General features: G+C 72.5%; 18 protein-coding genes. 3 read left to right on the forward strand and 15 right to left on the reverse strand.

What is annotated here, in order from left to right; all coding sequences use genetic code 11:
- Positions 1-516: 516 nt before the first annotated feature.
- From ACWGI6_RS36170 to rimP, 9 genes are all read right to left on the reverse strand, one after another.
- Positions 517-1464 (reverse strand): bifunctional riboflavin kinase/FAD synthetase, encoded by a 948-nt coding sequence (locus ACWGI6_RS36170; protein ID WP_393909591.1) that lies wholly within the window; start codon positions 1462-1464, stop codon positions 517-519.
- A 287-nt stretch (positions 1465-1751) separates the two neighbouring features.
- Entirely contained in the window at positions 1752-5774 is a 4023-nt protein-coding gene (locus ACWGI6_RS36175) for a hypothetical protein (RefSeq protein ID WP_453271430.1), read from the reverse strand.
- A 332-nt stretch (positions 5775-6106) separates the two neighbouring features.
- Positions 6107-7036 carry a tRNA pseudouridine(55) synthase TruB gene (truB, locus tag ACWGI6_RS36180; protein WP_453271431.1) on the reverse strand — a complete coding sequence of 310 codons (930 nt, stop codon included), beginning with the start codon at positions 7034-7036 and terminating at the stop codon, positions 6107-6109.
- Positions 7033-7491 (reverse strand): 30S ribosome-binding factor RbfA, encoded by a 459-nt coding sequence (gene rbfA, locus ACWGI6_RS36185; RefSeq protein ID WP_453271432.1) that lies wholly within the window; start codon positions 7489-7491, stop codon positions 7033-7035. Before rbfA ends, truB begins: the two co-directional genes overlap by 4 nt.
- Positions 7492-7554: 63 nt before the next feature.
- Complete coding sequence (locus ACWGI6_RS36190; RefSeq protein ID WP_453271433.1) at positions 7555-7848, reverse strand: DUF503 domain-containing protein; 294 nt, start codon at positions 7846-7848, stop codon at positions 7555-7557.
- A 176-nt stretch (positions 7849-8024) separates the two neighbouring features.
- Entirely contained in the window at positions 8025-11183 is a 3159-nt protein-coding gene (gene infB / locus ACWGI6_RS36195) for a translation initiation factor IF-2 (RefSeq protein ID WP_453271434.1), read from the reverse strand.
- 163 nt (positions 11184-11346) lie between these two features.
- A complete protein-coding gene (locus ACWGI6_RS36200) occupies positions 11347-11643 on the reverse strand; it encodes a YlxR family protein (RefSeq protein ID WP_159469593.1) in 297 nt (98 codons plus the stop codon).
- Between the two features lie 136 nt (positions 11644-11779).
- The gene (gene nusA, locus ACWGI6_RS36205; protein WP_453271435.1) at positions 11780-12772 is read right to left on the reverse strand and encodes a transcription termination factor NusA; all 993 of its coding nucleotides are present in this window, start codon (positions 12770-12772) and stop codon (positions 11780-11782) included.
- A 2-nt stretch (positions 12773-12774) separates the two neighbouring features.
- Positions 12775-13326 carry a ribosome maturation factor RimP gene (gene rimP, locus ACWGI6_RS36210; RefSeq protein ID WP_453271436.1) on the reverse strand — a complete coding sequence of 184 codons (552 nt, stop codon included), beginning with the start codon at positions 13324-13326 and terminating at the stop codon, positions 12775-12777.
- A gap of 160 nt (positions 13327-13486) precedes the next feature.
- On the opposite strand from rimP, the gene ACWGI6_RS36215 reads away from it, so the two are divergent.
- From ACWGI6_RS36215 to ACWGI6_RS36225, 3 genes are read left to right on the forward strand one after another with little or no spacing between them, the layout of a single operon-like run.
- Positions 13487-14035: a hypothetical protein gene (locus ACWGI6_RS36215; protein WP_453271437.1), complete on the forward strand. Its 549-nt coding sequence runs from the start codon at positions 13487-13489 to the stop codon at positions 14033-14035.
- 49 nt (positions 14036-14084) lie between these two features.
- Positions 14085-14603, forward strand: coding sequence for a ferritin-like domain-containing protein (locus ACWGI6_RS36220; RefSeq protein WP_453271438.1), 519 nt, complete (start codon positions 14085-14087; stop codon positions 14601-14603).
- Positions 14604-14652: 49 nt separating this feature from the next.
- Entirely contained in the window at positions 14653-15564 is a 912-nt protein-coding gene (locus tag ACWGI6_RS36225; protein ID WP_453271439.1) for an aminoglycoside phosphotransferase family protein, read from the forward strand.
- Positions 15565-15629: 65 nt separating this feature from the next.
- Here the strand turns inward: ACWGI6_RS36225 and ACWGI6_RS36230 are convergent, their stop codons facing one another.
- The 6 genes from ACWGI6_RS36230 to dxr form a co-directional block, all read right to left on the reverse strand.
- Entirely contained in the window at positions 15630-17339 is a 1710-nt protein-coding gene (locus ACWGI6_RS36230) for a proline--tRNA ligase (RefSeq protein ID WP_453271440.1), read from the reverse strand.
- Positions 17340-17618: 279 nt separating this feature from the next.
- Positions 17619-18152: a GNAT family N-acetyltransferase gene (locus ACWGI6_RS36235; RefSeq protein ID WP_453271441.1), complete on the reverse strand. Its 534-nt coding sequence runs from the start codon at positions 18150-18152 to the stop codon at positions 17619-17621.
- A 24-nt stretch (positions 18153-18176) separates the two neighbouring features.
- A complete protein-coding gene (locus ACWGI6_RS36240; protein ID WP_453271442.1) occupies positions 18177-19022 on the reverse strand; it encodes a GNAT family N-acetyltransferase in 846 nt (281 codons plus the stop codon).
- Positions 19023-19195: 173 nt separating this feature from the next.
- A complete protein-coding gene (ispG, locus tag ACWGI6_RS36245; protein WP_453271443.1) occupies positions 19196-20353 on the reverse strand; it encodes a flavodoxin-dependent (E)-4-hydroxy-3-methylbut-2-enyl-diphosphate synthase in 1158 nt (385 codons plus the stop codon).
- 173 nt (positions 20354-20526) lie between these two features.
- Entirely contained in the window at positions 20527-21828 is a 1302-nt protein-coding gene (locus ACWGI6_RS36250; RefSeq protein ID WP_453271444.1) for a M50 family metallopeptidase, read from the reverse strand.
- Entirely contained in the window at positions 21825-23099 is a 1275-nt protein-coding gene (dxr, locus tag ACWGI6_RS36255) for a 1-deoxy-D-xylulose-5-phosphate reductoisomerase (protein ID WP_453271445.1), read from the reverse strand. Before dxr ends, ACWGI6_RS36250 begins: the two co-directional genes overlap by 4 nt.
- Between the last annotated feature and the right edge of the window lie 133 nt (positions 23100-23232).

Raw genomic sequence — 23232 nt, forward strand, 5'->3', positions numbered from 1 at the left:
AACAGCGGGGCGTGGCCGGGGGGGGGACGCCCCCCCCCCCCCCGCTGTGGGGGGGGCGCCCCCCTATTGGGGGGGGGGCCCCGGCATCGGTCTCCGGCGGCGCCCCGACCCATATCACGTCATCCCTCGGACGAGTGAACCACTGCCGGCCGAACTCCGTTCGAACCAGCCGGGTTGGGGGATACCCCCGCACACACCAACACACCTGCCCGCCCTCGAAGGTTGGGGATACCGCACCACCGCACCCGCCCTCCCTCCAAGGTTGGGTACCGCACCACCGCGCCTCCCCACCCCGAAGGTTGGCGATACCGCACCACCACACCCGCCCACCCCCCGAAGGGGGGTGGGCGGCGGGGAAAAAACCGGGGGGGGTGGGCGGGCCGGGGGCCCTGCTCCGGCGCTCACCCCAGCCGCGATCACCCCATCAGCGATCACCCCATCACCGCGATCGCCCCGCCACCGCGATCACCCAGCCACCGCGATCACCCAGCCACAGTGATCACCCAACCGCAGCGCTCAACCCGCTTCCGCGATCAATCCCCGAGCCAGCTTCACATCGACCGCCATCCGCTCCAGCAGCGCGTCGAGGGTGTCGAACTTCTCCTGACCGCGAATGTAGGCGAGGAAGTCCACCCCGACGTGCAGGCCGTACAGGTCCAGGCCGACGCGGTCGATGGCGTATGCCTCGACGGTGCGCGCCTTGCCGTCGAACTGCGGGTTGGTGCCGACCGAGATGGCCGCCGGCATCGCCTCGCCCTCGACCTGCAGCAGGCCCGCGTAGACGCCGTCGGCCGGGATCGCGGTGTGCGGCAGGGTCTCCACATTGGCCGTCGGGAAGCCCAGTTCGCGGCCGCGCTGGGCGCCGCGTACGACGACGCCCTCGACGCGGTGCGGCCGTCCGAGGACCTCCATCGCGCCGGCCACATCGCCCTCGGCGACCAGTCGCCGGGTGAGCGTGGAGGAGAACGGCTCGCCGCCGCCCGCCGCCCCGCGCTCGTAGAGGTCGATGACCTCCACGGTGTAGTCGTAGGTGGTCCCGAGCTCCGTGAGGGTCTCGACATTGCCGGTCGCCTTGTGCCCGAAGCGGAAGTTGGGGCCCTCGACGACGACCTGGGCGTGCAGCTTGTCGACCAGCACCTTGGCCACGAAGTCGGCCGGCGCCAGCTTCGAGAACTCCTTGGTGAACGGGAGGATCAGCACCGCGTCCACCCCCAGACCGGCCATCAGCTCCGCACGCCGGTGGTGCGGCGCCAGCAGCGGCGGGTGGGTACCGGGCCGCACGACCTCGCTCGGGTGCGGGTCGAAGGTGACGACCACCGCGGGGATCCCCAGCTCACGGGCGCGCGCGACGGCCTTCCCGATGATCAGTTGGTGGCCGCGGTGCACTCCGTCGTACGAGCCGATGGTGACGACGCTGCGTCCCCAGCCCTCGGGGATGTCCTCCAAGCCACGCCAGCGCTGCACAGTGCCCGCTCCTCGCCCGAACCTTGTCCGTCCCTTGCGTCAATTCGGCATGACGCAGGTCTAAGACTGCCATGCCGCGAGTGATGCTCCGCGCGAAGGGGTGGCTCAGGGCACCTGTCCGGGCACCTCGCCGCCCCCGATCCGTCGGACTGCTCGGCTTGCGCGGAGCGCTCCGCGCAAGACGGACCGCACTGTCGGGCCTCAGCGGGCCCGACAGGAGGCACTCCGGTGGGCCCACCAGGAGCACTCCCCCGGGCCCACCGGCAAGCCGCGGCAGCCCCCGCCGGTCAGCTGTGACACCCGGCGAGCGTGGCCCGGGCGCCGGGGCCCACCACCGCCGCCCACTCCCCCGGCTCCTCCGCCACCCAGTCCTGCACCCGCCGTGCGAAACCGGGCACCCGCCGCCCCAGTTCCACCAGCCGCCGGTCGAAACAGGCCGCGCCCTCCGGCGTGCGGACCAGCAGCATCCCGGTGCGGTGCACCAGCTCCCTGGTGCGCTCCGCCGGCCGCCGCTCCGCGCCCTCGGCGGCCGCCTGCAGCAACGCCTCCAGCACACGGGTGTCCCGGCCGGTCTCCTCGTACACGCCATGCGATGCCGCGTACGACGCCTCCTGCGCCAGCAGCACATCGAGGAGTTCGCGGCGCAACGGAACCGAATCGCCGGAACCCGTCCCGGCCACCACGGCCGCGAGCGCGCACCGGACCGGTACGGGGGACACCGTCAGCAGCTCCACGGCGAGCGGGCGGAGCGCGGCGCGGGCGGCCGGTCCACGTTCGAGGCGGCGGTCGATGAACTCCGCGAGCGGCCGTGCGGCCCGCTCCGGGCAGTGCCGGGCACAGTCACGGACGAGGTCGGCGATGCGGGCGACGAGGTCCGGCGCATCGGCGCGGGCGAGCATACGCAACAGCGCGGCCGCCACCGGCGGGCCTTCGCCGCCGACCAGCCGGGCCCGGAAGGCGTTCAGCACCGTCCCCGGGTGGTCGCCGAGGGCGGCCGTGAACGCCGTGGGCGGCAGCTGCGGATCCCCCGCGACGAAGCGGGCCAGCGCCCGGTCCAGGAAGCGGGAGCGGGTGGCCGCGTCGCCCATCAACAGCGCCAGCGCGGAGCCGTGGTGGGCACCGTCGGCGCTGCGGGCGAGCAGGCAGAGGGCCGCGTAGCGCAGCAGGGCGCGGTCGGCCTCGGCAGTCGCGTGCCGGGCGGCCCGCAGACCGTACGACACGGCCGCGGCCCGGCGCTCGGGCCGCACGTCGTGGGCCCAGCGGTCCACGGCCCGGCACACCGCCGCCGACTCGTCCTCGGCGAGCGCGTCCATCAGCTCGTCGCCCTTGGGGTGCGCGGCCTCCACCAGCGCCTCCGTGAGCGTGTCGAGCGCCCGGTGGCGGTGGGTGTGCAGCAGCGCCTGCGCGGCGGTGGCCACGGTGATCTCGCGGGGCAGAGCGTCCGCGGAGTGGGCCGTGCCGCCGTCTTCCGCGCCGGGGCGTTGCAGCGGGCGGGTGTCGTCGAACCAGGCGCACAGCAGTGGCTGCATCCGCTCCGGATCCGCGCGCAGCAGCTCGGCCGCGGCATCAAGGAACCGCGGCGAGCGTGCCACGGCGGGCTCGGTCCCGGATACCGCGACGGATGCGGCGGCAGCCCCTTCAGGCGTTCCGCCGCCGGTCTCCGCCCCCACGCGAGCGGGGCGCGGGCCAGTGGTGGCATCCGTCCAGCCGTCGCCGTCCCGGACGGACGCCGGGTCGTCAGCGGGGTGGACACGTACACGTGGCGGCGGCGCGAACCGGCGATCGGCACACGGCCCGTCGGCGGGCACGACAGCCGACGACGGGTCGCCCGGCGCGGGGTCGGGCGGAGAGGGCGGAGAGGGCGGACCGGACCGGGACGACCGGTCGGACAGCGACGCCGGACCGGACGGCGACGACCACGTGGCCGGGGACGACACACGGCCCGACGCACCGTCCGGCGCACCGCCCGTGGCCCCCGCCCCCGTGCACCGCCGCACGCCGCTCGGCGCCCGCCCCGCCCCGCTCGGCGGCCCATCGGCCGGCAGCAGGCGGCGCAGCAGATCCATCCGGTCCTCGTCGGCCAGTGCCAACCGCCCCCAGAACCACGGCCCGAACGCCTCAAGGTCCGTATGCGCGAAGCCGCCCGCCCGGAGCGACCGTTCCGTGATCCGGTCGGCGAGCAGCCGCAGCACGCCCGTGTACGGCCTCGCGTCGGGGACCCGGAGCAGCACGCCGGACAGCAGATGAGCGGCCCACCAGCGGCCGTCCACGGCGTGCGCGGCCGGTGAGCCGGCCGTGGGGGCGGTCGCCATCGGCACCAACTCCGCCAGCCGGAAGGTCAGTTGCACCGTTCCTTCGCGTCTGCCGAGCAGCAGCAGCGCCTGCACGGCCGGCCCGACGCGGTGTCCGGGAACGGGAAGCAGGTCGAGGTCGACATGGGCACCCTGCAGCCAGTCCGCGAACTCCTCGTGTGCGAAGCGGTATCCGGTGCCGGCCGGGACCAGCAGCCCTTCGGCCAGCACCGCGCAGGCCCAGCCGGGCTCCCGCGGAAACACCTCCTCGAAGGACGTACGGTCCAGTGCGCCCGGCCCGGGGCGGAGACAGCGGCGGGCCGCCTCGTGCACCTGGCCGGCGACCTGGGCGGCCAGCCGGCGTACGGCGGTGCCGCGCAGCGCGGGCCGGTGGGCGGCCGCGAGCCGTACGGCGATACGCAGGCACACCAGGTCCAGGTACGCGTCGAAGATCTGGTGGCGGTCGGGGGCGCCGAGGCCGGCCGGTTCATCGGCGCACCGTCCGGCCGCGTCCCCCTTGGGGAGCGCCGCGCCGACCTCCGCGAGCAGGCGCAGGGCCAGCGGATGGCGGGCATCGCGCGCGGCCGGTGCGCCGGGCGGCAGGCCGTAGCGGCCACGGGCGCGCTCCGCCGCCTCATCGGGGAGGTCACCGAGCTCTACGCAGGCGGGCAGCGCGGGCACCGGACGGAGCGGCCGGTGCAGCAGGCCGGGCGGGAAGAGCGCGCCGGCCCACTCCCAGTACTCGGGACGGCAGGCGACCACCAGCCGCACCTCGGCCGTACGCAGCCAGTCGGCCGTCGCCGCGGCCCACCGGGCCGATCTCTCCCCCTGCGCCAGGGCCGACGGCATCTCCTCCGGCCCGTCGAGGAGCACCAGCAGCGGACGTCCGGCCGCGGACGCCGCCCGTGCCACGCCCTCGGACGTGGTGTCCGCCGGGTCACCGGCCGTACGGCCCGCGCCGGCGACGATCCGGGCGGCGGACCGCAGCGCGCGCTCGACCGCGGTGCGCACCCCGTCGTCGTCGGGCCGCAGCCCCGCGCCGCGCAGCCAGACGGTCGCGGCGGGGTCCGGGCCCTGCGCCCGGCGTGCCGCGAGCCCGGCCAGCTCCGTGCTCCGCCCGGTCCCCGGCTCCCCGACCAGCCCGAGCACGCACGCCTCTGCCGCCCCGTGTCCCTCCGTGAAACGCGCGAACTCCGCGGCCACCTCCGGCCGTTCGACGGGCTCCCGCCACAGCCGCGGACGCTCGGCGGAGCCCATCGACACCTCGGCAAGATGCCGCGCGCCGGCCGCATTCAACTCGCTGCCGTATGCCGGGACGGTCGCCGCATTGCGCTCCAGCAGCGCGGCCAGCGCGCCCTGTGGTGCGGCTTCGGCGACCGCGCGCAGCGGAATCGCGAAGCCGCCCGCCCGGCGCCCGAAGGGGCTCTCCCCCGCTCGGGCGCGGCCAGGGGCCTGGGGGTGCAGCGCGGTGCCGAGGACACCGAGCACCGCGCCCGTCCGGGCGTCCAGCACCGGCCCGCCGACCGCGGGCCCGCCGAGCCGCAGCGCCTCCCGGCCCCCGGCGCAGAGGCCGAGCTCCAGCGTCTCGTCGAGGAGATGGACGCGTTCGGTGGCCGTGTACATCACCCCGGCTCCCGGCCCGACGACCGTGCCGTCCAGCCAGCCGCCCGCCCAGAGCCGTGCGGCGGTGCCCGCGCCCGGCCGGCCCGCGGCGATGGGCAGCGGCGCGAGCCGGTGCGGCCCGAAGCCGTCGGTCCGCACGAGGGCGAGCCCGGTCTCCGGAAGGGGCGTGAGGGCATCGGCTGCCACCACGCACGTCCAGCCGCCGCCCCCGGCCGCACCGCCGCCCGCGCCGTCCGTCATGGGCTGCAGCACCAGTTGTGTGGCCCCTTCCACCGCTTCGTGGCTGGTGATCACGGTGCCGTCGTGGTCCGCGAGAAACCCCGTACCACGCGTCCGACCTGCCAGATCACGAATCCGCACCAGTGCCGTGTCCGCATCGGCATCCAGCAATGCCATCGCCGGTCCTCTCACCCTGTGCCGTCCTCACGAACGGTAAGCAGGCGGTGATCGTCTCGACAGCGACCCCTTCCAACGCGCCCCCGTCCGCGCCTTGATTCACTTCGAGCGCCTCACCGAATGAGTGAATGGCCGGAACCGCGCCGGAGCGAGACAGAGCGACGGGAGGGCGGAGCGCGGGCCCGCGCTCCGAATCCGTCCGTGCGGCCCGCGTGCCACCGCCGTCCCGGGGCGCCCGCTGACGTCCCCTGCACACCATGCAAAGGGGGCCGGGCCCGGAGCGCTTACCCACGCCTCCGGACCCGGCCCCACGAACGCCAGGTCACCAGCCCCTAGACCGCGAACACCGCCAGGCTCTTCGCCTTACCGCCCTGGTTCTCCACCAGCGCGAGGAACCGGCCGTCCGGTCCGAACGCCGCGACCGGGCCGTTGCCCTCGAACAGCGGCATCGGGATCCGTGCGCCGTTGAGCAGCAGCCGGGACTGGGCCTCGGCCACGTCCCAGCGGGTGAACGCCGCGGCGGCCGCGTCCCCGAGCGGCATGACCGGCAGGCCCTCCCCCTCGGGGTCGTCCACGGCGGCCTGGAGCTGTTCGAGCGTGCGCGCCCGGTCCAGCTTGTACGGGCCGACGCGGGTGCGGCGCAGCGCGGTCAGATGGCCGCCGACGCCGAGGCCCTCGCCCAGGTCGCGGGCCAAGGCGCGGATGTACGTACCGGACGAACACTCGACGGAGACCAGCAGATCGGTCACCGGGGTGCCGTCCTCGGCCTCGGTCTCGTGCGCGGAGTGCACCACGAACGAGGAGACGGTGACCGGCCGGGCCGGGATCTCCACGTCCTCGCCGTCGCGGACCCGCGAGTACGACCGCTTGCCGTTGATCTTGATGGCGCTGACCTTCGACGGGACCTGCATGATCGCGCCGGACAGCCGGCCGACGCCCGCGTCGATGTCCTCGCGGGCGAGACCGTGCGCCGCCTTCGACGCGGTGAGCTCGCCCTCGGCGTCATCGGTGATCGTCGTCTGGCCGAGCCGGATCGTGCCGACGTACTCCTTCTCCGTCAGCGCGAGATGGCCGAGCAGCTTGGTGGCCCGCTCGATGCCCAGGACGAGGACGCCCGTCGCCATCGGGTCGAGCGTGCCGGCGTGCCCGACCCGGCGGGTGCGCGCCATGCCGCGCATCTTCGCCACGACGTCGTGCGAAGTGAAGCCGGACGGCTTGTCGACGATGACAAGACCGCCCGGCTTGTTGCTCTCACGCTTCATTCTGCCGCGGTGCCCTCGTCATCGTCATCGTCCTCGCCCGGCTTGCGGTACGGGTCGGCCTCGCCGGCGTACTGGGCGCCCGAGGAGACCTCGCGCACCTTGGCGTCCGAGGCCCGTGCCTTGTCGAGCAGGTCGTCGATCGTCTTGGCGTTCTCCGGCAGGGCGTCCGGCACGAAGGCCAGGGTCGGCGTGAACTTCGTCCCCGCCGCCGCCCCGACCGCGGAGCGCAGGATGCCCTTGGCGCTCTCCAGCCCCGCGGCGGCGCTGGCACGCTCCTCGTCATCGCCGTAGACCGTGTAGAAGACCGTAGCCTCCCGCAGGTCGCCGGTGACCCGGGTGTCCGTGATGGTCACGTGCGAACCGAGCCGCGGGTCCTTGATTCCGCGCTGCAGCTTCTGGGCGACCACCTCCCGGATGAGGTCCGCCAGCTTCTTCGCCCGCGCATTGTCGGCCACTGGTCCGTCTCCTTCTTTCTTCCACAATTGTGCTTCCACCGGCGACGGCCTGCCCGGTCCGGGTCAGTCGTCGTCGCCGTGCAGCCGTCGGCGTACCGACAGCAGCTCCACTTCGGGCCGTGCGGCGACCAGGCGCTCGCAGCGGTCCATGACATCGGTGAGATGCCCGGCGTCCCCGGAAATCACCGCCAGGCCGATGGTGGCCCTGCGGTGCAGATCCTGGTCCCCGACCTCCGCGACGCTCACCGCGAATTTGCGGTGCAGCTCGGCGACGATCGGGCGGACGACGGAGCGCTTCTCCTTCAGCGACCGTACGTCGCCGAGAAGCAGGTCGAAGGACAGCGTCCCTACGTACATGCAAGACGGGTCAAGCCACCCGTGGGGCCTTAGGTGTCCGTGTCATTTCGAACCGTACACGGAACGGCCGGGGCCGATCGACGGAAATAACTTCCGCCGACCGGCCCCGGTCCCGCCCGCCGCCCGGCCACCATCTCTGGTGGACCGCGCTCACGCGCGGGCAGTCACGCGCATGATCAGCCGCGCGGCTTCTCGCGCATCTCGTACGTCGCGATGACGTCGTCGATCTTGATGTCGTTGAAGTTTCCGAGGTTGATACCGCCCTCGAAGCCTTCGCGAATCTCGGTGACGTCGTCCTTGAAGCGGCGCAGACCCTGGATGTTGAGGTCCTCCGCGACCACCTTGCCGTCGCGGATGAGGCGCGCCTTGGTGTTGCGCTTGACCTCGCCGGAGCGGATGAGCACACCCGCGATGTTGCCGAGCTTGGACGAGCGGAAGATCTCGCGGATCTCCGCGGTACCGAGCTCGACCTCCTCGTACTCCGGCTTGAGCATGCCCTTGAGGGCCGCCTCGATCTCCTCGATCGCCTGGTAGATGACCGAGTAGTACCGGACGTCGACGCCCTCGCGCTCGGCCATCTGCGTAGCACGGCCTTCGGCGCGCACGTTGAAGCCGATGACGATCGCGTCGGAGCCGGACGCCAGGTTGATGTCGGTCTCGGTGACCGCACCGACGCCGCGGTGCAGCACGCGGATGTCGACCTCTTCGCCGACGTCGAGCTGGAGCAGCGAGGACTCGAGAGCCTCCACCGAACCGGACGCGTCGCCCTTGATGATGAGGTTGAGCTGCTGCACCTCGCCCGCCTTGAGCACCTTGTCCAGGTCCTCCAGGGACACCCGGCGGGTGCGCTTGGCGAAGGCGGCGTTGCGCTCGCGCGCCGCGCGCTTCTCGGCGATCTGACGGGCCGTACGGTCCTCGTCGACCACCAGGAAGTTGTCGCCGGCGCCCGGGACGTTGGTCAGACCCAGGACCAGGACGGGGGTCGACGGACCCGCTTCCTCGACGTTGTTGCCCTTGTCGTCGAACATCGCACGGACTCGGCCGTACGCGTCGCCGACCACCATCGTCTCGCCGACGCGCAGCGTGCCGCGCTGGACCAGGACGGTCGCCACGGCGCCGCGGCCACGGTCGAGGTGAGCCTCGATCGCGATGCCCTGCGCGTCCTGCTCCGCGTTGGCGCGCAGGTCGAGCGAGGCGTCCGCGGTCAGGACCACGGCCTCGAGCAGCTGCTCGATGTTCAGACCCTCACGGGCGGAGATGTCGACGAACATGGTGTCGCCGCCGTACTCCTCGGCCACCAGACCGAACTCGGTGAGCTGGCCGCGCACCTTGGTCGGGTCGGCACCCTCGACGTCGATCTTGTTGACCGCGACCACGATCGGCACATCGGCCGCCTTGGCGTGGTTCAGGGCCTCGATCGTCTGCGGCATGACACCGTCGTTGGCCGCCACCACGAGGATCGCGATGTCGGTCGACTTGGCACCACGGGCACGCATGGCGGTGAACGCCTCGTGACCGGGGGTGTCGATGAAGGTGATGCGCCGCTCTTCGTCGTTGACCTCGGTCGCGACCTGGTAGGCACCGATGTGCTGGGTGATGCCGCCGGCCTCGCCCGCGATGACGTTCGTCTTGCGGATCGCGTCGAGCAGCCGGGTCTTACCGTGGTCGACGTGACCCATGACGGTCACCACCGGCGGACGCGCGACGAGCATGTCCTCGCCGCCCTCGTTCTCACCGAAGTCGATGTCGAAGGACTCGAGCAGCTCGCGGTCCTCCTCCTCCGGGCTGACGATCTCGACGACGTAGTTCATCTCTTCGGCGAGCAGATGCAGCGTCTCGTCGGAGACCGACTGGGTCGCGGTGACCATCTCGCCGAGGTTCAGCATGACCTGGACCAGCGACGCCGGGTTGGCGTTGATCTTCTCGGCGAAGTCCGTCAGCGAGGCACCACGCGACAGGCGAACCGTCGCGCCGTTGCCGCGGGGCAGCATGATGCCGCCCACCGACGGGGCCTGCATGGCCTCGTACTCCTGACGCCTCTGCCGCTTCGACTTACGGCCACGGCGCGCCGGACCGCCGGGACGGCCGAACGCACCCTGCGTGCCACCACGGCCGCCGGGACCGCCGGGACGGCCACCGAAGCCGGGACGACCGCCGAAGCCGCCGCCACCACCGGGACCGCCGCCACCGGGACGACCGGCGAAACCGCCGCCGCCACCCGGACGACCGCCGCCGCCACCGCCACCGGGACGACCGGCGAAGCCGCCGCCGCCACCCGGACGACCGCCGCCGCCACCGGGACGACCGGCACCGCCGGGACCACGACCGCCGCCACCGCCGGGGCCCGGACGCGGGCCGGCAGCGGGACGCTGCGGCATCATGCCCGGGTTCGGACGGTTACCGCCGCCACCACCGGGACGCGGGGCGCCACCGGGAGCGGCACCCTGCGGACGGGGCATACCACCGGGGGTGGGACGCGCGCCGCCCTGACCCTGGGGACGGGGACCGCCCTGGCCGCCGCCCTGCGGACGCGGGCCGCCGGGACCACCCTGGCCGCCGGGACGCGGGGCGCCACCGGGACGGGGGGCCTGCGGACGGGCCATGCCCGTGGAGCCACCGGACGTGAAGGGGTTGTTGCCCGGACGGGGGCCGGACGGACGGCCACCGGGACGCGGGGCCGGACGCTCGCCACCGGGACGCGGAGCATTACCGCGGCCCTGACCACCCTGACCACCCTGGCCGGACGCCGGACGGGCCGGACGCGGGCCGGGGGCACCGGGACGGGGAGCCGACTGGCCGGCGGCGGGAGCGGCCGGCGCGGACGGCGGAGCCTGGAACTCGGGCTGCGCGGGGGCGGCCGGAGCGGGCTTGGGTGCCGGAGCCTTCGGGGCCGGCGTGGGCCGCGGCCCCGGGGTGGGGCCGGCGGCGGGAGTGCTCTTGGGAGCCACCGGTGCCTCGGGGGCCTTCGGTGCCTCGGCGGCTGCGGGAGCCTCGGGGGCTGCCGGAGCCGCGGGGCCCGGCTTGGGGGCGCCCGGCTTCGGGGCAGCAGGACGTTCCCCCGCTGCCTTGGCGGCAGGGGAGGTGCTCCCAGCCTGCGCCGGAGACGGCGCGGACGGCTTCGCGGGGGCCGACTTGCGCGGCGCCGCGGGCTTGCCGGAGGCGCGGCCGTTGCCGCCGCCTGCCTGGAAAGCGTCGGTCAGCTTGCGAACAACCGGCGCCTCGATCGTCGAGGACGCCGAACGGACGAATTCACCAAGTTCTTGGAGCTTGGCCATGACGACCTTGCTCTCAACGCCGAACTCCTTGGCGAGTTCGTATACCCGGACCTTAGCCACTTCGCTCCTTCTAGGTCCGGGTTGTCCACCGGACCGTCGCTACTTCATGGGCGTACTCATCGCGTACTCATCGAGTGCTCATCGCAATCTCGACCTACTTCCGACTCGCGAGGTACCTGACCGCACGGTTTTCCGTGCGCTGTGCGTTTCTTGCTGCTGTGCGTTATTGCAACGGCGGCTGCTCGACGGGCGTCCGCTCGATGAACCGACGAAGATCCGTCGTGTCGAACGGTCCCCGGGCCCGATAGGCCCGGTTGAACGCCCGGCGGCGAACCGCCAGGTCGAGGCAGACCAGTGTCGGGTGCACGTAAGCACCCCGGCCGGGCAGCGTACCGCGAGGATCGGGGGCACACTCACCCTCGATCTCCACGATGCGCAGCAAATCGCCCTTGGCCGCTCGCTCCCGGCATCCCAGACAGGTGCGCTCAGGGCATGCGCGGGCATGCGTCCGGCCAGACACTGCTTAAGTCTACCTCCCCGCGCCGGCCCCACCCCGATGGGGTAAAAGGCGGTACGGCTGCTCAGAATTCCGGTCGGAGCGCCGCGGCACCACCGATTTTCGGGGGCCGCGGCGTCACCGTCCGTACGGGACGGTCTCAGTCCTGCGGTGCGGGCTGCTCGGTGTCCGGACGGATGTCGATCCGCCAGCCCGTGAGACGGGCGGCGAGCCGGGCATTCTGCCCTTCCTTGCCGATGGCCAGCGACAGCTGGTAGTCGGGGACGGTGACCCGGGCGGAGCGTGCCGCCAGGTCCACGACCTCTACCTTGCTGACCCGGGCCGGCGACAGCGCGTTCGCCACCAGGTCGGCCGGGTCGTCCGACCAGTCCACGATGTCGATCTTCTCGCCGTGCAGCTCGGCCATCACGGCGCGCACCCGGCCGCCCATCGGGCCGATGCAGGCGCCCTTGGCGTTCAGGCCGGAGCGGGTGGACCGTACGGCGATCTTGGTGCGGTGGCCGGCCTCGCGGGCGATGGCGGAGATCTCCACCGAGCCGTCCGCGATCTCCGGGACCTCCATGGCGAAAAGCTTCTTCACCAGATTGGGATGGGTACGCGACAGCGTCACGGACGGGCCGCGGACACCCTTGGCCACCCGTACGACGTAGGAGCGCAGCCGTGTGCCGTGCGCATAGTCCTCGCCGGGGACCTGCTCCTGCACCGGCAGCATGGCCTCCATCGGGCCGATGTCCACCAGCACGTTCTTGGGGTCCTTGCCCTGCTGGACGACACCGGTGATGACGTCGCCCTCACGTCCGGCGAACTCGCCGAAGGTGATCTCCTCCTCGGCGTCCCGCAGCCGCTGCAGGATGACCTGCTTGGCGGTGGTCGCCGCGATCCGCCCGAAGCCGGAGGGGGTGTCGTCGAAATCGCGGGGCTCCGCGCCCTCCTCCAGGTCCTCCGGATCCTCCTTCGCCCACACCGTCACATGCCCGGTGTTGCGGTCCAGCTCCACCCGCGCCCGCCGGCGGCTGCCCTCGGTGCGGTGGTAAGCGATGAGGAGGGCCGACTCGATCGCCTCGACCAGCAGGTCGAACGAGATCTCCTTCTCCCGCACCAGTCCCCGCAGGGCACTCATGTCGATATCCACGGCTACGCCTCCTCCTTGTTCTCGTCGTTCTCGTCGTTCTCGTCGATCTTCTCGTCGGGCTGCGCGTCACGCTTGTCGGACTTGCTTTTGAACTCCAGCTCGACACGCGCCTTGGCGATCTCGTCGAAGGAGACCCGGCGGGCGGTCGGCTTGCGGCCCTTGACACCCGGCACCTCGAGGTCCAGCCCGGACTCGTCGACGGCGATGATCCGCGCCACCAGCTCGCCGCCCTCGTGGAGTTGGGCCTTGATGAGGCGGCCGACGGCGCGGCGGTAGTGCCGCAGCTCGGTCAGCGGGCGGTCGGCGCCGGGGGAGGTCACCTCAAGGGTGTACGGGGCGCCGCCCATCACATCGGAGTCGTCCAGGACCTGCGAGGCCTCTCGGCTCAGCTCGGCACACTCGTCCAGCTGGACGCCCTCGTCGGAATCGACCACGATCCTCAGCACCCGCCGCTTGCCTGCCGGTGTCACCTCGATCTCTTCCAGATCCAGGTCTCGCGCGGCGACGAGCGGTTCAAGCAATCCGCGCAGCCTCTCGCTCTGGGTCGTGCTCATCCGGGTGACTCCTCGGCCGCGTGTGCTGTTGTGGGTAGGTCGCGTGTCGGGTCAAAGCCTATCGGTTCCGGCGGGGTACTGACGATTCGGTGGGTGGTCACGGATACTCTCGCCTGCGGTGATCACTACGAAAGACCCCGGGAAGTGCAACGTGCCGAAAGTGGCGCTCACGCGCAGAAGGACCCTGCTGGCCGGCGCCGCCCTCGGGGGCATGGCGCTGCTCACCGGCTGCTCCGAGGACTCCGGCCCCGACCGGGCCGAACACTCCTCCTCGGCCGAGCGGCTGCGCGAGCGCTCCGCCCGCGACAGTTCGACCCTGCTGGCGCGTTACGACGCGACGCTGGCCGCGCACCCGGCGCTGGAGTCGCGGCTGAGCCCGCTGCGCTCCGAAGTCGCCCGGCACGCCGAGGCGTTCAGCAAGGAACAGGCCACCCCCTCCCCCGGCGACGGCGCCGTTGACGGCCCGGCGCGCGACGCCGGTGTGCCCGCGTCCGGCCCGTCGCCGCACGGCTCCCGGCGGCCGTCCGAGCCTCGGGTTCCCCGGGACGAACGGACCGCACGCGCGGCCCTCGCCGACGCGGAGCGCACGCTCGCCGACGTCCGCACCAAGGCGCTGACCGCCGCGCCCCCGGAGTTGGCCCGGCTGCTCGCCTCGGTCGCGGCGGCCGGAGCGGCGCATGCGTATCTGCTGGCGGAGCCGGCCGGATGACGGGCACGGCGGCACGGCGGAGAGCAAGGACCGGCGAAGGGATGTGCGCATGAAGGCCACAGCGGTTCACAGCAGGAACCGGCGCGAGGACGAGAACAGCGGGCGCGACGAGCTGACGGCGGTGCAGGCGGCGCTGGCCGCCGAGCATGCGGCGGTCTACGGCTACGGCGTGGTCGGCGGGCGGATCGCCGGTGACCGGCGCAAGGAAGCTCAGGCGGCGTACGACGGGCACCGTGCGCGCCGGGACGCGCTGCGCCGCGAGGTCCGCGACCTGGGCGGTACACCGCGGGCCGCGGCCGCCGCCTACGAACTGCCCTTCCCCGTCCCGGACGCGGCGGCCGCGGCCCGGCTGGCGGCGGAGCTGGAGGACCGGCTGGCCGCCGTCTACGCGGATCTCGTACGGTCCGGCGGCGCGGCCAGGCGCAAGGAGGCGGCGGCCGCGCTGCGCGAGGCGGCGGTGCGGGCGGTGCGCTGGCGCGGCAGCGGCGTAGCCTTCCCTGGGCTCGTGGAGCGGGCCGTGGCCGCCACTCCGTCCGGCGCCGCGAGCGCCTCCGCCGGCGCGCTCTGAACGACCGGCCGCGGTGCGGTCACGGCCCCAGGAAGGGGACAGCTCAAGCATGGCAACGGCACCCATCGAACCGCCGCAGCGGTTGGTGAGTTCGCTGAGCGGCGATCCGGAAAGTCCCGTGCGGGAGTGGCTCGACGCGCTGCCGACGCTGGTTCAGCAGCGGCTGGAGGCCTGGGATCTGACGCTGGAGAGGGTGCACGCCCCCGGTGGCCGCAGCAGTCTGCTCGCCCTCGTACGGCAGAAGGACGGGACGCCCGCGGCGCTGAAGTTCCCGGTGCCCGGGCGGGTGTCCGCGCACGAGGGGGCGGCGCTGGAGGCGTGGGACGGCTGGGGCGCGGTGCGGCTGCTGCAGTCCGACGCCGCGAGCGGGGCGCTGTTGCTGGAGCGGCTGCAGGGCGGTGTGTCGCTGCGGTCGCTGCCGGAGGCCAAGGCGCTGCTGGAGGCGGCCGGTACGGTGCGGCGGCTGTGGGTGCCGGCGGGCCCGGAGCACTCCTTCGAGACGCTGGCCGGGCGTACCGAGGAGGCCGTGGAGGCGCTGCGGACGGCCGGGGCGCTGATCCCGGCGGCCGGGCCGCTGGTGGACCAGGCGCTGGAGCTGCGGCGCACCCTGCCGGACGGGTCCGACGAGCAGTTTCTGCTGCACGGCACGTTCCGGCAGGGCAAGGTGCTGGCCGGTGAGCGGGCGCCGTGGCTGGCGGTCGGCCCGTCGCCGGTGGTGGGCGAGCGGGCGTACGACCTGGCAGCGCTGGTGCTGGACCGGTTCGAGGATCTGGCGGCCGGGTCGGGCGCGGCCGCCGCGGCCCGCCGCCGGGTGACCAAGCTGGCCGACTCCCTGGACGTGGACCGGGACCGGCTGCGCGAGTGGACGCTCTACCGAGCGGTGGACATCGGCGTACGGGAGGCGGTGGCGGGCGACCGGCAGCGCGGTGAGCTGCTGCTGGAGTTCGCCGCCTGGCTGTAGTGGAGGACGAACGGGCCGGCCTCCGGGGTGTGCGCCCCGGCGGCCGGCCCGTTCACCTGCGGTGGTTACGCGCTGAGGCGGGCGACGGCCTCCTCGACCGTCAGCTCCTCGCGCTCGCCGGTGCGGCGGTCCTTGACCTCGACGACGCCCTCGGCGGCGCGGCGGCCGGCGACGACGATGGCCGGGATGCCGAGCAGTTCGGCGTCGGTGAACTTCACGCCGGGCGAGACACCGGCCCGGTCGTCGACGAGGACCCGCAGGCCCGCGGCGCCGAGCTGTTCGCCGACCTCCAGGGCGAGTTCGGTCTGCTTGGCCTTGCCGGCCGCGACGACATGCACATCGGCCGGGGCGACCTCGCGGGGCCAGCACAGGCCGGACTCGTCGTGGGTCTGCTCGGCGAGGGCGGCCACCGCGCGGGAGACGCCGATGCCGTACGAGCCCATGGTGACGCGGGCGGGCTTGCCGTTCTGGCCGAGCACATCGAGCTCGAAGGCGTCCGCGTACTTGCGGCCGAGCTGGAAGATGTGGCCGATCTCGATGGCGCGGTCGATGCGCAGGCCGGTGCCGCACTCGGGGCAGGGGTCGCCGGGCTCGACGACGACCACGTCGAGGTACTCGTCGACCTCGAAGTCACGGCCCGCGACGACGTTGCGGGCGTGCTTGCCCTCCTTGTTGGCGCCGGTGATCCAGGCCGTGCCGGGGGCGATGCGCGGGTCGGCGAGGTAGCGGAACGCCTTGCCGGCCAGGTCCTGCGGGCCGACATAGCCGCGGACCAGGTCGGGGCGGTCGGTGAAGTCCTCGGCCGTGACCAGCTCGACGGTGGCCGGTGCGAGGTGCTCACCGAGCTTGCCGAGGTCGACCTCGCGGTTGCCGGGGACGCCCACCGCGACGATCTCGCCGTCGACCTTGACCAGGAGGTTCTTCAGGGTCGCGGAGGCCGGTACGCCGAGGTGCTCGGCGAGGGACTCGATGGTCGGGGTGTCGGGGGTGTCCAGCTCCTCGACCGGGCCGTGCGCGGAGCCGTCGACCGCTTCGACCTTGACCGTGACGGCCTCGGTGTTGGCGGCGTAGTCGCAGGCGGGGCAGTCCACGAAGGTGTCCTCACCGGCCGCGGCGGGGGCGAGGAACTCCTCGGAGGCGGAGCCGCCCATCGCGCCGGAGACGGCGGAGACGATGCGGTAGTCGAGACCCAGGCGCTCGAAGATCTTCTGGTAGGCCTGGCGGTGCAGCGCGTAGGACTGCTCCAGGCCCTCGTCGGTGGTGTCGAAGCTGTACGAGTCCTTCATCTGGAACTCGCGGCCGCGCAGCACACCGGAGCGGGGGCGGGCCTCGTCGCGGTACTTGGTCTGGATCTGGTAGAGGATCACCGGCAGGTCCTTGTAGGACGCGCACTGGTCCTTGACCGTGAGGGTGAAGATCTCTTCGTGGGTGGGGCCGAGGAGGTAGTCGGCGCCCTTGCGGTCCTTGAGGCGGAAGAGCAGGTCGCCGTACTCACTCCAGCGGCCGCTGGCCTCGTAGGGCTCCTTGGGCAGCAGGGCCGGCAGCAGGACCTCCTGGCCGCCGATGGCGTCCATCTCCTCGCGGACGATGCGGGAGACGTTCTCCAGGACCTTCTTGCCCAGCGGCAGCCACGTCCAGATGCCGGCGGAGGAGCGGCGGACGTACCCGGCGCGGACGAGCAGCTTGTGGCTGGCGGTCTCGGCGTCGGCCGGGTCGTCGCGCAGTGTCTTGACCATCAAACGGGACATGCGCTGGACCTGTGCGGCGTGGGCCATGGAGTTTCTCCTGCGTAAGAAAGGTGACTCCCTGGAGGTTAGCCGCAGGGGTGTGGCGCACGGAAATGCGTATCCGCTGCGCTTTGCTTGCTTCCCGCGTTGTCGGCTTTCCCGCCGTGGGGGCGTCTCGCCGTTGCGCCCCTCCGCTGCACTGTGCTGCGGCACGCGATGTCGGCTGTGCCGCCGCCCGCCTGCGGCGGGCGGGGTCCGCTGCGCGAGGCTGTTGGGTGCGGGGCGGGCCGGAGCGGTCCCTCCCGTGGCGGGTGGGAAAAACAGAGGTCAGCGCCTCAGGGGGAGGGGGGCGCCCATCACCGCGTACGGCGTCGGGGCGCTCGGGAAGAGGACCCGGCGGGCGATGTCGCGGTAGCCGAGGGAGCGGTACAGGAGGCGGGCCGGGCTCTCGGTGTCGACGGCGGAGAGGATGGAGCGCGGTTCGGCGGCCACGTCGGTGATACGGGTGATCAGTGACCGGCCGATGCCGCGGTGCTGGTAGGCGGGGTGGACGTGCAGCTCGGTGATGGTGAAGGAGTCGTCGAGCCAGTGGTCGAGGCCCTCGCTGCGGAGGTAGGGCTCGACGACGGTGGACCACCAGTGGGCGCGGTCGTTGGGCATGCCGTAGACGAAGCCGACCAGCCGGCCGGCGGGGGTGGTGGCGCCGAGGGCGCGGGCACCGGTGCAGGAGAAGTGGCGCAGCACGATGTGCCGGCGGACGGCGATCTCCTCGTCGCTCAGGCCGAACGCGAGTGCCTGGACGGCCAGCGCGTCGTCCACGCGGGCAGCAAGATCAAGGGGGCCGACCGCGACGTCATCCATGGTCGGAGCGTACAAGGCGGCGGGTCAGAAAAGTACGCTCATGAAGGCGCCGACTTCCTCGAAGCCCACCCGCCGATAGGAGGCGCGAGCGGCGGTGTTGAAGTCGTTGACGTAGAGGCTGACGACGGGGGCGACATCGCTGAGGGCGTAGCGCAGCACGGCGGCCATCCCGGTCTCGGACAGGCCCTTGCCGCGATAGGCGGGGTCGACCCACACGCCCTGGATCTGGCAGGCCCGCTGGGTGGCGGCGCCGATCTCGGCCTTGAAGATGACCTTGCCGTTCTCGATACGGGCGAAGGAGCGGCCGGAGCCGACGAGTTCGGCGACCCGGGCCTGGTAGAGGAGCCCGCCGTCGCCGGCCATCGGGGAGATCCCGACCTCTTCGGTGAACATGGCCACGCACGCGGGCATGATCAGGTCCATCTCGTTCTTGCGGATCCGCCGGACGTACGGGTCGGGAGCGATCTCGGCGGCCGGTGCGGTGGTGACCATCAGGGGCTGATGGGTGCGGATCTCGCGGGCCGGTCCCCAGTGGGGCTCCAGGAGCGACCACAGCACGGCGATGGATTCCGCGGGGCCCACGATGGACGAGCAGCGGCGGCCCTGCCGGCGGGCACGTTCGGCGAAGCCACGGACGGCCTCGGAGGTGGCGCCGACGGGGACGAGGTTGGCTCCGGCGTAACAGAGCGACTCCAGACGGCCGCGGACGTACCAGCCCCACATCTCGCCGCCCAGCCGCCAGGGGTCGAGGCCGGCGACCTGGACGCGGGCGGCGACGAAGGCGTTGGCGACCGGGTCGCGGTCCAGGACCGCGAGCGCATCGTCGAGGTCCCCGGGCTCGAGGACCTTGATGGTGGTGGTCGTCAGCACGTGTCGGAAAGCCTCACCGGTACGGGCCTGGGAGGCCAGGCGGGAGCAGGTCTTGGCACTTTACCTCCCCCCGCGCGCGAGCACCCGGCCGCCGGCGGACGGATCGCCCCGGGCAGGCGCGAGCCCCGCGGCCCGGTGCGGGCGGCGGGGCTCGGGCGGGTGGCTGCCGGGGGTCAGCCCGCTGCGGAGACGACCGGGCTGCCGGAGGCGATGCCGTCCTTCTCCATCTGCTCGGCGATCTTCATCGCCTCTTCGATGAGGGTCTCGACGATCTTCGACTCGGGGACGGTCTTGATGACCTCGCCCTTGACGAAGATCTGGCCCTTGCCGTTGCCGGAGGCGACTCCGAGGTCGGCCTCGCGGGCCTCGCCGGGGCCGTTGACGACGCAGCCCATGACGGCGACGCGCAGCGGCACCTCCATGCCCTCCAGGCCCGCGGTGACCTCGTCGGCGAGCTTGTAGACATCGACCTGGGCGCGGCCGCAGGACGGGCAGGAGACGATCTCCAGCCGGCGCTGGCGCAGGTTGAGCGACTCCAGGATGGAGATGCCGACCTTGACCTCTTCGGCGGGCGGGGCGGAGAGCGAGACGCGGATGGTGTCGCCGATGCCCTCGCTGAGCAGTGCGCCGAAGGCGACGGCGGACTTGATGGTGCCCTGGAAGGCGGGCCCGGCCTCCGTGACGCCGAGGTGGAGGGGGTAGTCCGACTGGGCGGCGAGCTGGCGGTAGGCGTTGACCATCACGACCGGGTCGTTGTGCTTGACCGAGATCTTGATGTCGCGGAAGCCGTGCTCCTCGAAGAGGGACGCCTCCCACAGCGCGGACTCGACGAGCGCCTCGGGGGTGGCCTTGCCGTACTTCTGCAGCAGGCGGCTGTCCAGGGAGCCGGCGTTGACGCCGATCCGGATCGGGGTGCCGGCGTCGGAGGCCGCCTTGGCGATCTCCTTGACCTTGTCGTCGAACTGCTTGATGTTGCCGGGGTTGACGCGGACCGCGGCGCAGCCGGCGTCGATCGCGGCGAAGACATACTTCGGCTGGAAATGGATGTCTGCAATGACCGGAATCTGGGACTTCCGGGCGATCACGGGCAGCGCATCGGCGTCGTCCTGCGTCGGGCAGGCGACCCGGACGATCTGGCAGCCGGAGGCCGTCAGCTCGGCGATCTGCTGCAGCGTGGCGCCGATGTCGGACGTCCGCGTGGTCGTCATCGACTGCACCGAGACCGGTGCGTCTCCGCCCACGGCGACCGTGCCGACCTGGATCTTGCGGCTGACCCTGCGGTCGGCGAGCTTGGTCGGTACGTCCGGCATTCCCAGTGAAATGGCAGTCATCTGGCGAGCAACCCCAAGGTGTGGATCTAGGCCCCGCATCGGCGGGCTCCGGTCTTCGAGATTACGGCACGGGGGTCGCGGCAAGCACATCGCTCCCCTGTGCCCCCACGAAAGGAGACGGCCGGACACCTCCAAACGCCACGGAGGTGTCCGGCCGCCGCCAAACGTGCTTTCTAGGTCAGCTTCACCGGATTCACCACGTCGGCGACCAGCACCAGCAGCGTGAAGCAGATGAAGATCCCGGCGACGACGTAGGCGACCGGCATCAGCTTGGCGACGTCGAAGGGGCCGGGGTCGGGACGCCGGACGATCTTGGCGAAGGCCCGCCGGACGGATTCCCACACGGCGCCGGCGATGTGCCCGCCGTCCAGCGGCAGCAGCGGCAGCATGTTGAACAGGAACAGCGAGAGGTTGAAGCCGGCGACCAGGAAGAGCATGGTCGCCACCCGCTGCTCCGGCGGGATGTTCAGGGAGAAGACCTCGCCGCCGACCCGGGCCGCGCCGACCACGCCCATCGGGGAGTCCTGCTTGCGCTCGCCGCCGTTGAAGGCCGCGTCCCACAGGTCCGGGACCTTCGCGGGCAGGTTTATCAGCGACGAGACACCCTGCTGGACCATGTTGCCCATGCGGTCGACGGACTGGCCGAAGGACTGCTGGACGACGCCGCTTGCCGGGGTGAAGCCGAGGAATCCGGCGGTGACGAACTCTCCGGGGACATAGCCGCCGTGGCCGTCGGTCTTGGCGACCTTGTTCTCGATGAGGTCGGCCTGCAGCGTCCGGCGGGCGCCGTGCCGCTCCACGACGAGCGTCGCGGGCCCCGTGGTGTCGCGGATCTGCTGCTGGAGGACGCCCCAGTCCGGCACGGCGTGGCCGTTGAACGAGACGATCTTGTCGCCGGCCCGGAGGCCCGCGGCCTTGGCCGGGGAGTCCTTGGCGCTGTGCGGGCACTTGTCGGTCTTGGCGGCGGCCGAGATGACGCACTCCGAGACCGAGCCGACCTGGGTGGTCTGGGTGTTGATGCCGAAGCCCATCAGCACGCTCATGAAGATCACGACCGCCAGGATCAGGTTCATGAACGGCCCGGCGAACATCACGATGACGCGCTTCCAGGGCTTACGGGTGTAGAAGAGGCGCTTCTCGTCGCCGGGCTGCAGCTCCTCGAAGGCCGCCGAGCGGGCGTCCTCGATCATGCCGCGGAACGGCGAGGTGGAGCGGGCCTGCAGCTTTCCGTCGTCGCCGGGCGGGAACATCCCGATCATGCGGATGTAGCCGCCGAGCGGAACGGCCTTGATGCCGTACTCGGTGTCGCCCTTCCTGCGGGAGAAGATCGTCGGCCCGAAGCCCACCATGTACTGCGGCACGCGGATACCGAACAGCTTGGCCGTCGAGAGGTGGCCGAGCTCGTGCCAGGCAATGGAGAACAACAGGCCGACGACGAAGACGACTATGCCGAGGATGGTCATCCAGGTCGTCATGCGCGAGCCTCCGAAGGTGTCCGTGCCGCACGGGCGGCCAGTTCGCGGGCGCGGGCGCGCGCCCAGGTTTCCGCCTCCAGGACGTCCGCGACCGTCAGGGAAGTTCCCTTGGCGGGCGTTCCGTGTTCGGCGACCACTGCGGCGACCGTATCCACAATCCCTGTGAAGGGCAGCCCGCCCTTGAGGAACGCATCCACACATTCCTCGTTCGCCGCGTTGAAGACGGCGGGTGCGGTGCCGCCCAGATCGCCGACGTGGCGGGCCAGCGGGACAGACGGGAAGGCCTCCTCGTCCAGCGGGAAGAACTCCCAGGTCTGCGCCTTCGTCCAGTCCACGCCCGGTGCGGCGTCCGGGACCCGCTCGGGCCAGCCGATGCCCAGCGCGATCGGCATCCGCATGTCGGGCGGGCCGGCCTGGGCGAGCGTGGAGCCGTCGGTGAACTCCACCATCGAGTGGATGTAGGACTGCGGGTGGACGACGACCTCGATGCGGTCGAAGGGGACGTCGAAGAGCAGATGCGCCTCGATGACCTCCAGGCCCTTGTTGACGAGGGTCGCCGAGTTGATGGTGACGACCGGGCCCATCGACCAGGTGGGGTGGGCCAGCGCCTGCTCGGGCGTGACACCCGCCAGCTCCCGCTTCGTACGGCCGCGGAACGGGCCGCCGGAGGCGGTGACGACGAGCTTGCGGACCTCGGCGCGCTCGCCGCCGGCCAGCGCCTGGAAGAGCGCGGAGTGCTCGGAGTCGACGGGGATGATCTGGCCGGGCGCGGCGAGGGCCTTGACCAGCGGGCCGCCGACGATCAGCGACTCCTTGTTGGCCAGCGCGAGCACCCGGCCGGCCCGGAGCGCGGCCAGGGTCGGGGCGAGTCCGATGGAGCCGGTGATGCCGTTGAGGACGGTGTGGCAGGGGGAGGCGGCCAGCTCGGTGGCGGCGTCGGGGCCGGCCAGGATCTCGGGCAGCGGCTCGCCCGCGCCGTAGCGGTCGGCCAGCGCCGTACGCAGCGCGGGCACCGTGTCCTCGCGCGCCACGGCGACGGCGTTCACCCGCAGCTGGTGCGCCTGGTCGGCGAGCAGCTCGACCCGGCCGCCGGCCGCGGAGAGTGCGGTCACCCGGAACCGGTCGGGGTTGCGCAGCACGATGTCGATCGCCTGGGTGCCGATCGACCCGGTCGAGCCGAGCACCACGAGTGAACGGGGGCCGCGGGGGGCGTCGAGGTCGCCGGGGGCCGGCTCGAAACGCGTATGCGGGTGGGCGAGGGAGTCCGTCATGTGGTCCATTGTGGCCGGTCGCCGAGGGGCCGTGGACACCTAGGGCGTGTCGTTTGGATCAGGGCGGATCAGGGAGCGGGGTCTGGTTCGTGCGATCGCAAGGCGGAGGAGGGAGTCGACGCGGAGCGTCGGC

Source organism: Streptomyces sp. NPDC054786 (assembly GCF_053611685.1).